The following is a 13,368-nucleotide window of genomic DNA, read 5'->3' as shown; positions in this document are numbered from 1 at the left end:
CCCTCCTCCATCGCGCGCCGGGCGGGCAGCACCCTGACGGAGGTCTTCATGCTGTCGCTTTGCCGCCGCGCGCTCCTGCTCCTGGCCCTGGGCATGTCCCTGGCCGTCGCCGGTCTGGCTCCCGGCCGGGCCCTGGCCCAGCCCCTGGGGCCGGACCCCTACTTCTCCAGCGCGGCGGCCACCCTGGCGGCCCTCCAGCTCCTGCCGCTTCCGCCCGCCCCGGGCACAGCCGCCCAGGCCGCCAACGTGCAGCTCCTCCAGGCCGTCACCGCCACGGCCACCCCCCAGATGACCGCCGCCGCCCTCTGGGACTCCGACCCCTCGGTCTTCGACTTCTCCCAGGTGCTCGGGCAGGACTTCAACGCCAAGAACCTGCCCGCGGCCAACGCCTTCTTCACCCGGGTGGCCCTAAACATCGAGAACACCAACATCAACCTGGACAGGATCTACAACAGCCAGGGGCCGGTCAGCCCGGCCTCTTACCCCAGCGCCCACACGCTGCTGGGGCTGGTGGACGGCATGATCCTGGCCGACATGGTTCCCGAGAAGCGCGGCGAGCTCGTCACCTACGGCGTGCAATACGGCCTGAACCGCCTGATCCTTGGCCAGCACTGGCCCGCCGACGTGGGCGCGGGGCAGATGGAGGCGGGCGTCGTGCTCTTGGCGCTGCGCGCCAGCCCCAGCTTCCAGAGCGATTTCGACCTGGCAAGGGCCGAGGTGCGCGCCAGGCTCGGGCTGCGTTAGCCCCAGGGGCCGGTCAGCGCTGAACCGCCTCGTTCTTGCTGTCGGCGGTGCGTTCCAGCAGTTCGCACCCGGCGAGCTGCTCCTGGCGCAGGCAGACGATGAGCCCGCTCAGTTCGTTGGTCTGCCCGGCCAGGTCGTCCACCTGGGCCGAAGCGCGGTACATGCCCTCGCGCGTGCCGGCAGAGACCTCCCGCACATCGCCCAGCGATTCCACCACCTCCGCGCAGGCCCCGGCCTGGTCCTGGGCCAGTTGGGCGATGTCCTGAATCTGGCGGTTGGTGCTCTCCATGGCCTCCACGATGGTCCGCAACGCATGGCGCGAGGTTTCGGACAGGGCCGCGCAGGAGGCGATGCTGTCGGCGGTCTGCTGGGTGGCCGCGAGGTTGGACCCCACGCCATCCTGGATGGCCCGGATGGCCACCACCACGTCCTTGGTGGCGTTCATGGTCTTTTCCGCAAGCTTGCGCACTTCGTCGGCCACCACGGCGAAGCCCCTGCCGGCATCCCCCGCCCTGGCGGCCTCGATGGCGGCGTTGAGGGCCAGGAGGTTGGTCTGGTCCGCGATGTCCTCGATGGCCGTGATGATGTTCCCGATCTGCCCGGCCCGATCGCCCAGACGCTCCATGCCCTCGCGCAACTTCACCGCCGTGGCGTTGATGTCCGCGAAGGCCTTGGCCACGTCGGCGGCGCTACGCTCGCCCAGGGCCGCGTTCTCCAGCGCCGCCTGGGCGGACCGGGAGGAGGCCAGGGCCTTGCCCGCCACCTGCCTGGCGCTTTCGTCCACGCGTTCCATGGCCCCGCCGGTCTCCCCGGCCAGGCTGTCCTGACGGACGGCGTCGGAGGCGGCCTGTTGCATGAGCGCCGCCAGGTCGTGGGAGGCGCGGTCCAGCACCTGCGTCACCTGCTCGGCCCTGTCCGCCAGTTCGCGCATGCGGGCGGTCTGGCGGCCGAGACTGCGCTCCTGTTCGCGGGCCGACGTCAGGTCGTAATAGAGCGAGAACACGCCCAGCATCTCGCCGTCCATGCCTTCGATGGGGTTGGCCGTCACCAGGATGTTGCGCACCGCCCCACTCTCCATCACATATTCCATCTCTGTCTGCACCTGCTTCCGATGCCTTACGGCATCCATCGAGCGCGTCTGGCGGTTGCGATCGCCGTAGAAGAACTCTCCCGGCGTCATCCCGAAACAACTTTCCGCCGGACACTGCTTTCCGAACAGTCTTAACGCTTGATCGTTGCAGTGTGTTATTTTTCCATCCATGTCGAATACGACGAGGGGAAACGAGTTCGAAAGCCCCTTGAGCACCCCTTCCGAAAAGCCGAAGCGCCTGCGCAGATCGGCGAGCATGGTCTGAAGCGCTCCCGCCAGTTGGGCCATCTCCCCGGAAAGACGCATCCGGGGCGGATCGGCCTGCCCGTGCTCCCCCGCTTGCACCGCGAAGGCCGTCAGGCGCTCCATGGGGCGAATCACCGTGCACAGGAGCGTCCAGGCGATCGCCGCGCCCACCAGAAGGCCCACCAGAAGCAGCAGCCCCTGGCTGAGCAGCAGCGTGGACACGCGCTGCTCGCTCTCCAGCTGCATGCGCGTCACCGCCTTGTCCATCTCCAGGTTCACCGCCTCGCTGGAGGCCAGCAGCACCGCCCTGTCGGCCGGAGCGCCACCCGCCGCCACGGCCTCCACGAGCGGCTTGTACCGGGTCCACTGGGCGGCGACGCTTTCGAGCAGGGGCCGGACGGTCAGAGGGGCCTTGGGAATGGCCCTGGATGGCCCGGCCGGGTTCAGGGTGAGTGGGGCGCTGCCCGAATCCATCAGCGCGGCCAAAGTGGCCTCGAAGACCCCCATGCTGGCCCTGAGTTTGGCCAGCAGGGCCTGATCCGGGCCCGCGCCGAGCAACAGGGCCTCCTTGGCGATCTTCTGGGAGAGCATCCGCTGCCGCCCCGCCAGATTGATCACCACCCCGTCGTCGCGCTGCATGGAGGACACATACGCCGTGGCCCCGAGCATCGCCCCCATGACGGCCAGCAGGATGCCTATGGGCATCAGCACTTTCCACTTCAAGGACATCCAGCCCTCCCGCAACGGTACGACTCGGTTTGAGCCCGAACGGCGGGGCAATGGGTTGAAGACGAAAAAGTTCCGTTACACCAAGACAGGATTCAGCGGGAAAAGGCAACAAAAATCGGAATCTGGGCATACAATCCGGATATCCACCCCGATTCCGACACGGCCGCTTCGGGCGCGCCTCATTTCGATCATGCCGAAACTCCCGTTGATACGGCCCGTTATAGCATCCATAGCAAGACCATCGCCCGGAAGGCGCGGGGAGGAGCGCGCCCGGCGCTCCGTCCGCCATCGCGGCGCGTTCGAGCGGTCGCCTCCCCGCTTTCGGTGAGCATTTTCATCCGGACGCTAAAGATCACCCTGCAGCATCCGATAAGAAAGGGGACAAGCCGGAATTTTCACCCAACCCCCGGCAGGCAGGTGGAGAGCGACGCCATGACCGTGATCTTCAACCACAATCCCCTGGCCATCGTGAGCGGCTACTACCTCACGCGGGCCTACGACGGCCTGGAGCGCTCCACCCTGCGGCTCTCCTCGGGGCTGCGCATCAACAGCGCCGCCGACGACCCCGCCGGGCTGGCCGTGAGCGAACTCATGCGCGCCGAGATCGCCTCGCTGAACCAGGGGGTGCGCAACGCCAACGACGCCATCTCCCTGCTCCAGACCGCCGACGGCGGCATGAGCGTCATCGACGAGAAACTCATCCGCATGAAGGAGCTGGCCACCCAGGCCTCCACGGGCACCTACACCTCCGACCAGCGCCTGATCATCGACTCCGAATACCAGGCCATGGCCTCGGAGATAACCCGCATCGCCAACGCCACGGACTTCAACGGCATCCGCCTGCTCAACGGACACCTCTCCGGGGCCACGCACAGCGGCTCCGGCCTCGAACCCACCGGCAAGCTGAAGGTGCACTTCGGCACGGGCAATCTTTCGGCGGAAGACTACTACTACGTCCAGATAGGGCTCTCCACGGCCTCGGCCCTGGGCGTGGGACGCTCCGCCACGGGCTCCGCGCGCTCCATCTCCACCCAGGCACTGGCCCAGGCGGCCCTGGACAAGATCGACGCGGCCATCGTCTCCAAGGACAAAATCCGCGCCAACCTGGGCTCGCTCCAGGCGCGCCTGGAGAACACCGTGCAGGCCCTCTCGCTGCAGAGCGAGAACCTGCAGCTGGCCCAGTCGCGCATCGCGGACGTGGACCTGGCCACGGAGATGGCCGAGTTCGTGCGCTCGCAGATTCTGGTGAACTCGGCCACGGCCATGCTCTCCCAGGCCAACACCCTGCCCCAACTGGCCTTGCAGCTCCTGATGTAGCGATCCGCCGGGCTTGCCGCGCGGGCCGTCAGGCGGTTCCGCCCGCTCCCGGGCCAGGGCCGCCGCGTCCGCAAGGCCGGCGGAGGCGACCCGCGTCCGCCTACCGCCGCCCCGGCTCTGGGATGGGAAGCACGCCTGCCTGGCGGACGCCGCCGATGTCGATGAAGGAGATCTCGTCGTCGTCATCGTCGTCGTCCTTGCCGGACTTCTTCTTTTTGGCCTTGCGGGCCTTCTCCTGGGCCTCCTCCACCTGTTCGGCCCCGGATTTCGCGGCCTCCTCGAAGGTGGAGTCGCCCAGCATGGTGGTTTCCAGGAAGAGCTGCTGCTTGCCCTTGGGGTCGAGCAGCACGCCCACGATCATGTGGTCGGGGAAGACCACCAGGGAGGTTTCCAGGCCGATCTTGTAGAACACCGAGGCCAGCAGGCAACTGCCTTCCACGCAGTTGGCCTGGCGGCCGTCCAGGGCGTCGCCCAGCAGGCGCACGTGCTGCACGGAAAGCTCCGGGTCCGGGGCCGAGGGGCGGTTGATGCTCGAATAGCGCAGGCCGCGCTTGCGCAAGGCCTGCCACACGGCCTTGGCCTGCTTGCGCACGCCCCGGGCGTCGGTCTGGTAGCCGGAAAAGGACGACACCTCGCCCACGGAGAGGGCCTCGCGCAGGATCTGCTGCACGGCCGGGTGGTTCTCGTTGACGTAGGCCGCGAAGAGCCAGGAGGTGTCGTAGTAGTCGTCGTCCTCCTCGAAGCCGTAGACGCAATCGTTCACCGAGGCCACCAGCACGCGCTGGGACTTCTCGCCCAGGGGCTGCCCGTCCACGCTGAGCCGGGCCGTGAGCACGATGGGCACGGGCTGGCGCACCTGGAGCAGGGCCTCGGGGAAGCTCAGGAAGGGGTAGACCACGTAGTCCTGGCCGCGCTTGGGCAGGGTGACGTCGGCCTTGCCCCCGTTCACCAGGGGCGAGGAGGCGCTTATCTCCACCACGGCCCTGGCCCCCGCCCTCGGGGCGCGCACGGTGATGCCGAAGAGGCCGTTGCGGTCGCCCAGTTCGTTGGTCTTGTCCTGCACGTCCATGTGCATGGCCGCGATGGAGTGCATGAGCGACGGGTAAAGCTTGCCCTTGAGCCCCACGTGGGTGAAGTCCCAGTCGGCGCGGGCCGGGGCCTTCTGCTGGGCCGGAGCGGGCGCCGGGGCCTGCTGGGCCGCCGGGGCCGGTCCGGCCAGGCACGCCAGCAGCACGAGGCACGCCGCCGCCAGGGACGCGGCGCGCCCCCAGGCGCGGAGCCGGAAGGCGCGGGACGCTGAGCCCGGTTGCCCGGCCGCGCGGGTGAAACGTGGGACAATACGCAAGACGTTCCGGCGAGGGGATGCGGTGGCGGACATCGTTGCTCCTGGAAGAACGGATTGCAGGGGCGCTGGGCTCTCCCCGCCATGAATCGCTCCTACGCGAGGCGAGCGCCAGGGTCAACGCGGGCCGGGGCCGCCGGGCCGGAGAGGTCGGAGAGGGAGGCCTCGCGGGCGGAGTCCGGGATGTGGCCGCCGTAGCGCCGGGACCCAGGGCGGGAGGCGGACGCCAAAGCCCCGCCGGGAGGCGGAGAAAGCCCCGGCCGACAAGCCGCGCGCGGGCTGGCGCGAGGGGTCTACCGGCGCGAGACGATCACGGCCACGCGCTTCGGGACCGGGCCGGGCCACTGGGCGCGGTAGGCCACCGCCCCCCACCAGCCCGTCTCCTTGAAGAAGGTCAGGTGGTTGCTCACGATGCCCATGGGGCAGCTGAAGAGGCAGATCAGGCAGCCGCTGGCGTCCGGGGCGACGGCTGCCTTGAAGTTGCCGCCGAAGCGCATGTCCAGCCCCCTGCCGCCCTTGTCGCGCAGGAACTCGCCCAGGGGGACGGGCCTGTCCGCGCCGTCGGGGAGGATCGCCACGTTCAGGGTCTGGCCCTGCACGCGCTCGCTGTCCCAGTTGGCCATGGTCATGTTGTCGCCGGGGCGGAAGCCCAGGAGCGTGAGGGCCTCGTGGAGCCGCCGGGGCGTGATCTCGGCCTGGAGCAGGGCCTTGTCGGCGTACGCGCCGTCCTTGAACACGGCCAGGTGCTGGACGGCCTCGTCGGCCAGGGCGGGGTTCACCGTGGCCAGGAAGGCCACGCTGCCCGAGGCCATGTCCACGCTGAGGGGCATCTCCGGGGTGAGCCCCAAAGGAGCGCTCCCGGCCGGGGCCGGGAGCGCGAGCAGGAGAAGGCAGAGAAGCGTCAGGGCGCGGGGCACGGCCTAGTATCCGGCCATGGCGCGCAGCCTGCGGATGCGTTCCTCGGTGGGAGGGTGGGTGGAGAAGAGCCCGGCCACGCCCCCGCCCGAGAGGGGGCTGACGATGAACATGTTCTCGGTGGCCGGGTTGGCCCCCTGCATGGGCACGGCGTGGGCGTAGTCGTCGAGCTTCTTGAGCGCCCCGGCCAGGGGCAGGGGGTTGCCCGCCAGCTGCGCGCCCGTGGCGTCGGCCAGGTACTCGCGCGAGCGGGAGATGGCCATCTGGATGAGCATGGCCGCGATGGGGGCCAGGATGGCCATGAGGATGGCCCCGAAGCCGCCCCCGCCGCCCTCCTCGTCGGAGCGGCCCATGCCGAAGATGGCCCCCCACTGGAGCATGCTGGCCACGCTGGTCACCGCGCCGCCCACCACGGCGGCCACGGTCTGCACCAGGATGTCGCGGTTCTTGATGTGGGCCAGTTCGTGGGCGAGCACTCCGGCCAGCTCGTCGGTGCTCACGAGGTTCAAAAGGCCCTCGGTGACGGCCACGGCGGCGTTCTGGGGGTTGCGCCCGGTGGCGAAGGCGTTGGGCTGGGCCTGGGGCACCAGGTAGAGCTTGGGCATGGGCATGTTTCCGCGCTGGGCCAGCTGGCGCACCAGGTCGAAGAGCCCGGGCGCGTCGGCCTCGGAGAGCTCCTGGGCGTTGTACATGCGCAGCACGATGCGGTCGGAGAACCAGTAGCTGCCCACGTTCATCACCAGGGCCATGATCAGGGCGATCACGAGCCCGGCCTTGCCGCCCATGGCCTGGCCCATGAGCAGGAGCAGCGCGGTGAGCAATCCGAGGAGAAGGCCAGTCTTGAGTTGGCTGGTCATGAAGCGTTCCTCCGTTGGGAAGTCGTCGGGGGATGGTGGATCAATAGATGGGGATGCGCCTGCGCCGGGCCTCGGGGCTTTCCTTGGGCAGGGTGATTTCCAGCAGGCCGTTCCTGAAGACGGCGGTCACGCCGCCCCTGTCCACGCCCTTGGGCAGGGCGAAGCGACGGGCGAAGGGGCCGTAGGAGCGTTCCAGGGAGTGGTAGACGCCCTCGCCCTCCCCCAGCTTGACGAAGGCCCGCTCCCCGTAGACCCAGAGCGTGCGGGTCTTGACCTCCACGGCCACGTCCTCGCGCTCCACGCCGGGCAGCTCCATGGTGATCACGAAGGCCTCGGCTGTCTCCAGCACATCGGCGGCCGGGGCCCAGAAGTAGGCCTTCTCGGACACGGCGGAGGGGGCGCGGCCGCGCCGGGCGGCCTCGGCGAGCACCCGCTCCAGTTCGGCCTTCATGTCCGCCAGCCCCATCCAGGGATTCCAGTTCAGCTTGGCCATGCCGGGACACCTCGAAGCGCTTGGTGATGGATCAACATTCTGGAACGTTTAACCATCGCCGGGGCGCTGTCAAGCAGCGGGCCGGGCGGGCCGGGTCAGGGTTTGGCCTGGCGCTCTCCGGCTTCCCAGGCGGCCAGCTCCACGGCCTCTTCCACGAGCATGATGGGGATGTCCTCGCGCACGGGGTAGACCACGCCGCAGGCCTGGCAGACCAGCCCGTCCTGGGCCGGGGTGGGGTTGATGTCGCCCTTGCATTTGGGGCAGGCGAGGATTTCGAGCAGTTCCGGAGCGATGGGCATTGGGTTTCCTCCTGTGGACGCCCCGTCTCTACACCAGCTTGCCCGGCCCCTCAAGGCTTGCGTTGACGCAGGTCCGGGAAGCCCCTAACGCTGGGGCATGCGACTCGTGGACCTGCACACCCACTCCAACGCCTCCGACGGCGAGCTTTCCCCTGCCCAGGTGGTGCGTCTGGCCTCCCAGGCGGGCCTGGCCGCCGTGGCCCTTACCGACCACGACACGCTCCAGGGGCTGCCGGAGGCCCGGGCCGCCGGGATGGAGGCGGGCATCGAGGTGATACCGGGGTGCGAACTCTCCGTGGTGCACCAGGGGCGCGAACTGCATCTGCTGGGTCTGTGGGTGCGCCCGGACGGCGAGCTGTCCACGGTGCTCGAATCGCTTCGCGCTGGCCGCGAGGACCGCAACCGGCGCATCGTGGAGAAGCTCGCGGGCATGGGAGTGGCCATCGACTACGATGAGGTGGTGGAACTGGCCCAGGGCACGGTGGGGCGCCCGCACATCGCCAGGATCCTTCTGGAGCGCGGCCTCGTGCGCGACTACGATGCGGCCTTCCGGCAGTACCTGGGCCGCCACGGACGGGCCTTCGTGGCCAAGGAGGAGCTGCCCGCCTACCTGGCCGCGCGCGTGCTCGCGGACGGCGGGGCCACGGTGGCCCTGGCCCACCCCTACCTGCTGGGGGCCTCCGGCCGCGACATGGAGGAACTGGCCCGGCGTTTTCAGCTTCTGGGCGTGGACGCCATCGAGGCCTACTACACCGAACACTCCGACCAGAAGACCCGAGAATACCTGGAGCTGGCCCGCCGCCTGGACCTGGGCGTGTGCGGCGGCTCGGACTTCCACGGGGCCGTGAAGCCGGGCATCCGCCTGGGCGTGGGCAAGGGTCGGCTCAAGGTGCCCGAATCCGTGCTGGACGCCCTCAAGGAGCGCCGCGCGGCACGCGGGCTGTGGGTGTAAGGCCCGTTCCCTAGACTTCGGCTTCGTCCTCCGCGCCTTCCGGTCCGGCCCCCGCTTCCTGTTCGCCCCGCCCCGCCGGGGCGGCTTCCGAGAGCAGGCGCACCTTCACGCCCGCCTCGCCCCCGGGCGAGAGCTGGAACACGCGGCCCGCGTGGTCGCTGAAGCGCTCCACGGGGTGGTGGCTTATGGAGAGCACCTGGAGCCCCAGCTTCTCCCCGATGCGCGCGAAGAGCCGCGTGAAGGCGGGCACCAATTCGGGCCGCAGCCAGCAGTCCTGCTCGTCGAGCACCAGAAAGCGCCTGTGATGCGCCGGGTCCAGCTGGGCCAGGCCGATGAGCCTCAGCCCCACCGAGAGGATGTTGCACACCGAGCCGCCCTGCCCGTGCAGGATGTCCTCGGGGCGGCCCTGGTTCTCGATCTCCAGGTTGATGTGGAAGCGCCCGTTCTTGATCTCCCGGCGCGAGACCACCTTGCGCTCCTGCCCGAGGATTTCGCGCACGGCGTGGGTCAGGTTGGCCTCCACCTCCTCCATGAGTTCCCCGAAGAGGTCGCGGGAGAGTTCCTCCAGGCGGGCCTGGGCCTGGGGGGCGAGTTCCAGGAAGGCGCGCGCGGCCCCAAGCTCGGCGCGCAGCCTCGCGTGCTCGGCGTGCAGGGCCTGGGCCTGGCCCTCCAGGCGTCCGGCGCGGCGCTCCAGGGCGGAGAGGTCGAAGTCGGGCTCGCTGACGGCCTCGGACGCGTCCGGGATCATCAGCCCTCCCCGCCCTGCCCGCGCTCCAGGCCGTCGAGGGCGGCGCGCACCCCGTCCACGTGGGCGCGGTAGGCCCGGGCCATGCCCTCGTTCTCGGCGCGCAGCACCTCCAGCCGGGCGCGCAGGGCCGCGGGGTCGGCGGTGCCGTAGTCGCGCAGGGCCTGCTCCTCAAGGTCCTTCAGTTCGCCCTCCAGGTGGGCCAGGGTCTGCTCGGCGCGCACCTTCTCGTCGCGCAGGGATTCGTACTGGGCCTTCAGGGCCGCCAGCTCCCGCTCGAGCAGCGCGTCAGGACCGTCGTGGTCGTTTTTCGCCACCGGCCACCTCCTCGTAGAGTTCCCAGATGAGCCCCGTGCCCGGGTCCTCGGGGTTCAGGTTGGCGTCGAGAAAATCCTTGAGCCCCAGGCCCTCCTGGGTGCGCCGCAACGCCAGGCGCTCCAGCCCCTTGAGGAAGAGCGAACGGCTCTCCTCGGCCGTGGGCTCCGCCGGAAAGGGCTGGTCCGGGAACACCTCCGCGAAGGGGCGCATGGGCACGGGCCAGCGCTCCAGCTCCCCGGCCCCGGGGCGCCAGACCCACGCCGACGGCACGCGCTCCCGGGTGCGGGCCGTGAAGGTGAGCCGCGTCACGTTGCCAGGGTTGCACCAGCGCGTGCCGCCCTTGACCACCATGGGCTGGGGCCGGTGGATGTGCCCGTTGATCAGCCAGTCCAGCCCCTCGATGGGGCGCGGGGCCACCAGCCCCTCCTGGAAGTCCGGGAAGCCCACCGAGTGGTGGGAGAACCATACGGTCTCCACGGCCCCGGCGCGCTCCACGTGGCGCGGCAGGGGCGTGCCGTCGGGCGAGGCCCCCACGAGCACGGAGCCCGAGGGCGTCTCCAGGCGGAAGGCCGGGCCGGGCCGGTCGGCCAGGCGCACGGCCCCGGCGGCGGCCAGCACGGCCAGGGAAACGTCGGGCGTGAAGCGCGCCAGGTACTTGTCGTGGTTGCCGGGGAGCACCGTGGGGCGCTGCGGCCGGAAGAGCTCGATGAGCTCCACCAGCAGGGAGTTGGGGTTCTCGCGCGGCCAGTGGAAGAGGTCCCCCGGGATCACGGGGTGGCATTCCAGCTCGCGGGCGCGGTCCAGACAGGCGGACAGCTTGGCCAGCACCTGCTCGCGGTAGCCCTCCAGGCGGTGCCCGGGGGGGGAGGCGGCCACGTGGGGGTCGCAGACCACGAAGAGACCCCGGGCCTCGATCCTAGGCAGTTCCACGCGTGCCCTCCCGGCGCAGGAAGCGCTCCAGGTCCATGGCCGAGCCGCACAGGGGGCACTCCCCTGCCTGCTCCAGTCGGGCGGCCACGCGCGCGGCCAGGGCCTCGAGCTCCCGCTCGCGCCGGGCCAGCCAGGCCCTGCCCTTCTCCACGCGGGCGCGCAGGGTCTCCAGGGACCCGGCGAGCGCGGCCAGCGGCGCGGGATCGGCCACGTCGGGAGGGGCCGGAAGGCCGACCAGCAGCCCGGCCCGTCGCGATGCCCGGGCGCGCGCGGCCCGGGCCGCCTCCAGGCGCGCCAAGAGCCCGGCCAGCTCCCCGGTCGGCGCGGGCCTGGGAGGTGCGTCCAGGGGGGCCAGGGCCGCCAGGGCGCGCCGTGCGGCGTCCTTGCGGGCGCTCAGGCGCGTGAGGCCCTCCAGCAGGGCGTCCAGGCCCGCGCAGGGGGCCGGGGCGGGGGGCGCAGCGAGCCGCGAGAGGGTTTCCAGCCTGGCGCTAAGCCTGCCCCGCGCCAGCGCCAGCGCCTCCAGCCGCCCGGCCAGGGCCTCCAGGGCGCGGGGTTCGGCCTGTCGGGCCTCCAGGATGCGGCGTTCCTCGCGCAGGGTCTCCAGGCCCAGGGCCAGGGCGGGCAGCCCGCGCAGGCCATCCAGGCCCCGGCGCACGCGCGCGAGCCCGGTTTCCAGGTCGCGCGCGACGGTCTTGGCGCGGCGGGTCTTCTCGCGCAGGAGGTCCTGCATGGCCATGAGGTGTGCGCTCTCGGTGGAGGAGGCCAGGAAGTCGGCCAGGAGCGACCCCGGCTGATCCAGCAGGAAGATGGGCTGGCGCTGTCCGGCCAGGTGCACGTCCACGGACTCGCCCTTCTCGAAGGTGACGGGCGAGAGCCGCAACACCGCGGCCACCTCGGGAGGCACGCCGCTCTTGCCCAGCTTGGCGTAGACCTCGGGGACTTCCGTTCCGGGCTCGTAGACCTCGTAGAGGGCGTGGTTCTTGCGGCGCACCCAGGCCACGCGGCGTCCGTCGTCGAGAAGCGCCTCCACCCGGGCCTCCTTGGCCCCGTGGCGGATCACGTGGCGCGGCGCGGGGTTGGAGGTGAGGCAGCGCAGGGCCTCCACCACGGCGGACTTGCCAGTGTTGTTGGGGCCGCAGAGCACGTTGAGGCCCGGGGCCAGCTCCAGCTCGGTGCGGGAGTGGGCCATGAAGTCCACCAGGGTGATGCGCCGGATCACGGAAAGCCTAGGAGGCGGGGGGACAGGGCAGTTCCAGGGTGAAGACGGTTCCCTCGGGGGCGCGGGAAGTGAAGCCCACGCGCCCGCCCAGATAGCGTTCGCCCAGCAGGCGCATGCCGTAGGCCCCCAGGCCCCGGCCCTTGCCCTTGGTGGAGAAGTTGCGTTTGAACACGCGCAGGCGCACGTCCTCGCTCATCACGGCGGGGTTGGCCACGCGAAAGCGCACCACGCCTTCGCCGCTCTCGCACCACAGGCGCACCACGTCGCCCGCGCGGCTGGCCTCCACGGCGTTCTTGACCATGTTGCCCAGCACCCGCTTGAGCAGCACCGGGTCGCTCTGCACCCGGGCGTCCTCCCCCGAGGCCTCGACGCGCACGCCTCCTCCTTCGGCCTGCGGCAGGCTCGCGCCCAGGCGGGCCGCGTCGCCCAGCAGCGTCCGGGCGTTCAGGGCGACGAACACGGGCTCCAGCTCGTTGTTTTCGGCGGCGAGCAGGTCCTTCTGGGCCTTGAGCTCCTCCACGAGATGCTCCAGGGTGGAGTGAATGAAGCGCGCGTCGCCCTGGAAGCTCTCGGGGAGGTCTTCCCGGAGCAGCCCCATGAGCCCGGTGAGCCCCCCGGCGGTGTTGAGCACGTCGTGGAAGAACAGGCGCTCCAGGGTGCGGCGGCGCTTCACGTCGCCCTGGTCCTGCACGGTGAAGACCACGTAGGACTGGCCGTCGAGTTCCACGTGGCGCGAACTCACCTGGAGATCCACGGCCTCCACGCCGTGGCCGCCACGACGCAACAGGCTGCATTCCTTGACGCAGTTCTCGCCGGAGAGCCCGCGTAGGATTGTCTGCACCGCGCCGCAGCGGGTGCAGAACTCCGACGCGCCGCAGCCGTCTTCCTCCAGGTGGGCGTGGATGCAGTCGAAGGCCTCGCCGGGACGCATGCCCAGCAGCTCGCTCATGGTGCGCCCCGAGGCTTGCCGGGCCTGGGCGTTGGCCAGGACGATCTGGCGCGTGGCGCACAGCACGAACACCACCACCGGCACCGCGTCCAGTGCCCTGGCGAACGAACGTCGCCGCAGGGTCTCGTGGCAGGCGAGAAGGTCATCAAGGCCAGAGCGTCCGCGGGGAATGCTCATGTACGGATCGGCCGCATCGTTCATGACTTGTTCGCTACCCCCTTTT

At 70.5% G+C, this 13,368-nt stretch carries 14 protein-coding genes; 3 read left to right on the top strand and 11 right to left on the bottom strand.

The genetic code is table 11. The features are described from left to right. Window positions 1-48: 48 nt before the first annotated feature. On the top strand, window positions 49-744 hold the full coding sequence (locus tag NNJEOMEG_RS04745) for a phosphatase PAP2 family protein (protein ID WP_173081843.1): 696 nt from the start codon (window positions 49-51) through the stop codon (window positions 742-744). A 13-nt stretch (window positions 745-757) separates the two neighbouring features. On the opposite strand, the gene NNJEOMEG_RS04740 is transcribed toward NNJEOMEG_RS04745, so the two are convergent. Next, the gene (locus NNJEOMEG_RS04740; protein ID WP_173081841.1) at window positions 758-2,809 is read right to left on the bottom strand and encodes a methyl-accepting chemotaxis protein; all 2,052 of its coding nucleotides are present in this window, start codon (window positions 2,807-2,809) and stop codon (window positions 758-760) included. A 432-nt stretch (window positions 2,810-3,241) separates the two neighbouring features. Between NNJEOMEG_RS04740 and NNJEOMEG_RS04735 the strand changes: the two genes are divergently transcribed. Further along, the gene (locus NNJEOMEG_RS04735; RefSeq protein ID WP_173081839.1) at window positions 3,242-4,126 is read left to right on the top strand and encodes a flagellin N-terminal helical domain-containing protein; all 885 of its coding nucleotides are present in this window, start codon (window positions 3,242-3,244) and stop codon (window positions 4,124-4,126) included. Window positions 4,127-4,226: 100 nt separating this feature from the next. Here the strand turns inward: NNJEOMEG_RS04735 and NNJEOMEG_RS04730 are convergent, their stop codons facing one another. From NNJEOMEG_RS04730 to NNJEOMEG_RS04710, 5 genes are all read right to left on the bottom strand, one after another. Beyond that, window positions 4,227-5,360: a hypothetical protein gene (locus tag NNJEOMEG_RS04730; protein ID WP_173081837.1), complete on the bottom strand. Its 1,134-nt coding sequence runs from the start codon at window positions 5,358-5,360 to the stop codon at window positions 4,227-4,229. Between the two features lie 401 nt (window positions 5,361-5,761). Next, window positions 5,762-6,385: a YdjY domain-containing protein gene (locus NNJEOMEG_RS04725; protein ID WP_173081835.1), complete on the bottom strand. Its 624-nt coding sequence runs from the start codon at window positions 6,383-6,385 to the stop codon at window positions 5,762-5,764. Window positions 6,386-6,388: 3 nt separating this feature from the next. After that, window positions 6,389-7,240: a zinc metalloprotease HtpX gene (gene htpX / locus NNJEOMEG_RS04720; protein ID WP_173081833.1), complete on the bottom strand. Its 852-nt coding sequence runs from the start codon at window positions 7,238-7,240 to the stop codon at window positions 6,389-6,391. Between the two features lie 40 nt (window positions 7,241-7,280). Further along, the gene (locus tag NNJEOMEG_RS04715; RefSeq protein WP_173081831.1) at window positions 7,281-7,733 is read right to left on the bottom strand and encodes an Hsp20/alpha crystallin family protein; all 453 of its coding nucleotides are present in this window, start codon (window positions 7,731-7,733) and stop codon (window positions 7,281-7,283) included. A 95-nt stretch (window positions 7,734-7,828) separates the two neighbouring features. Further along, the gene (locus tag NNJEOMEG_RS04710) at window positions 7,829-8,032 is read right to left on the bottom strand and encodes a Trm112 family protein (RefSeq protein WP_173081829.1); all 204 of its coding nucleotides are present in this window, start codon (window positions 8,030-8,032) and stop codon (window positions 7,829-7,831) included. 97 nt (window positions 8,033-8,129) lie between these two features. On the opposite strand from NNJEOMEG_RS04710, the gene NNJEOMEG_RS04705 reads away from it, so the two are divergent. Then, window positions 8,130-8,984: a PHP domain-containing protein gene (locus NNJEOMEG_RS04705; RefSeq protein ID WP_173081827.1), complete on the top strand. Its 855-nt coding sequence runs from the start codon at window positions 8,130-8,132 to the stop codon at window positions 8,982-8,984. 10 nt (window positions 8,985-8,994) lie between these two features. On the opposite strand, the gene NNJEOMEG_RS04700 is transcribed toward NNJEOMEG_RS04705, so the two are convergent. From NNJEOMEG_RS04700 to NNJEOMEG_RS04680, 5 genes are read right to left on the bottom strand one after another with little or no spacing between them, the layout of a single operon-like run. Further along, window positions 8,995-9,732, bottom strand: a complete 738-nt coding sequence (locus NNJEOMEG_RS04700; RefSeq protein WP_173081825.1) for a hypothetical protein — start codon at window positions 9,730-9,732, stop codon at window positions 8,995-8,997. Then, the gene (locus tag NNJEOMEG_RS04695) at window positions 9,732-10,046 is read right to left on the bottom strand and encodes a hypothetical protein (RefSeq protein ID WP_173081823.1); all 315 of its coding nucleotides are present in this window, start codon (window positions 10,044-10,046) and stop codon (window positions 9,732-9,734) included. The genes NNJEOMEG_RS04700 and NNJEOMEG_RS04695 overlap by 1 nt, the downstream gene beginning before the upstream one ends. Continuing rightward, entirely contained in the window at window positions 10,018-10,977 is a 960-nt protein-coding gene (locus NNJEOMEG_RS04690) for a metallophosphoesterase family protein (protein WP_173081821.1), read from the bottom strand. Before NNJEOMEG_RS04690 ends, NNJEOMEG_RS04695 begins: the two co-directional genes overlap by 29 nt. Next, complete coding sequence (locus tag NNJEOMEG_RS04685; protein ID WP_173081819.1) at window positions 10,964-12,196, bottom strand: AAA family ATPase; 1,233 nt, start codon at window positions 12,194-12,196, stop codon at window positions 10,964-10,966. Before NNJEOMEG_RS04685 ends, NNJEOMEG_RS04690 begins: the two co-directional genes overlap by 14 nt. Window positions 12,197-12,203: 7 nt before the next feature. Then, complete coding sequence (locus tag NNJEOMEG_RS04680) at window positions 12,204-13,322, bottom strand: PAS domain-containing sensor histidine kinase (RefSeq protein ID WP_173081817.1); 1,119 nt, start codon at window positions 13,320-13,322, stop codon at window positions 12,204-12,206. Window positions 13,323-13,368: the final 46 nt, after the last annotated feature.

It is taken from the genome of Fundidesulfovibrio magnetotacticus, assembly GCF_013019105.1.
GTDB classification, from domain to species: domain Bacteria; phylum Desulfobacterota; class Desulfovibrionia; order Desulfovibrionales; family Desulfovibrionaceae; genus Fundidesulfovibrio; species Fundidesulfovibrio magnetotacticus.
The sequence above is the reverse complement of the archived record's forward strand: the minus strand, read 5'-3'. Positions and strand labels throughout refer to the sequence as shown.